This window comes from Pedobacter sp. JCM 36344 (genome assembly GCF_046546555.1).
Lineage (GTDB): Bacteria > Bacteroidota > Bacteroidia > Sphingobacteriales > Sphingobacteriaceae > Pedobacter.
Map to the genome: position 1 here is coordinate 1 of NZ_JBKHKK010000048.1, position 887 is coordinate 887.

Consider the following 887-nt stretch of genomic DNA (forward strand, 5'->3'; position numbering starts at 1 on the left):
GCAGATCAGCACTGAACTTAGGCTGTCCGCTTTTCGTAAAGACCTTGACCAGATTATTACAACTGCCATCAAGGATGATACATCATTTGAAGAGGTCCTGCTAAATCTGCTGCTGGCAGAGCAGCAAATCCGGCTGGTCAACCGACGTAAAGCCCAGCTGCGAAACGCCGGCTTTCCACAATTGAAATACCTTCAGGATCTGGTCAGGACAGAACTTCCTGCCGATGCCATGACGCAGCTACCGCTGCTGGAAACCCTTGACTTTATTGATGCCGGGCAGAATGTTATTCTTGGAGGAAGCCCCGGAACTGGCAAGACACATATCGCCATTGGACTTGGGATCAAGGCTTGTCAGCAAGGAAAAAGCGTGCTATTTACCTCCATTCCAAAAATGCTGACGCAAATCAGGGAATGCCATTCTTCCAGGACACTGCGTGCGCTGGAGCTAAAGTTCGAAAAATATGACCTGGTCATATGTGATGAACTGGGCTATATCTCCTTTGATAAACCAGGCGCTGAAATGCTTTTCAACCATATCTCTTTAAGAACAGGCATCAAATCAACGATCATCACTTCTAATAAATCGTTCGATAAATGGCATGAGATCTTTGGAATGGATACCGTATTAACAGCAGCACTATTAGATAGGCTAACCCACAAATCTTTCCTGGTAAATATGAATGGAAAGTCCTATCGGATGAAGGAGACTAAAAGTATGATGGGGTCTAAGAATGGATACAAGGCAGAGGCAAATACATAAAAGAAAAACTACCTAACTGAGCAGTGATGTACTGCCCAGTATTGAACTTAATATCTTACATTTAAGCCTCGCTAACTGGTACACTTTTCGATCGGAATCCTGGTACATAATTCAACTGGTATAAACA

The 887-nt window shown here is 43.9% G+C and carries 1 protein-coding gene; it reads left to right on the top strand.

The window, feature by feature from the left end; translation table 11 throughout:
- On the top strand, positions 1-760 hold a 760-nt coding region (gene istB, locus ACHFIZ_RS17920), incomplete at its 5' end, for an IS21-like element helper ATPase IstB (RefSeq protein ID WP_410888343.1).
- Positions 761-887: the final 127 nt, after the last annotated feature.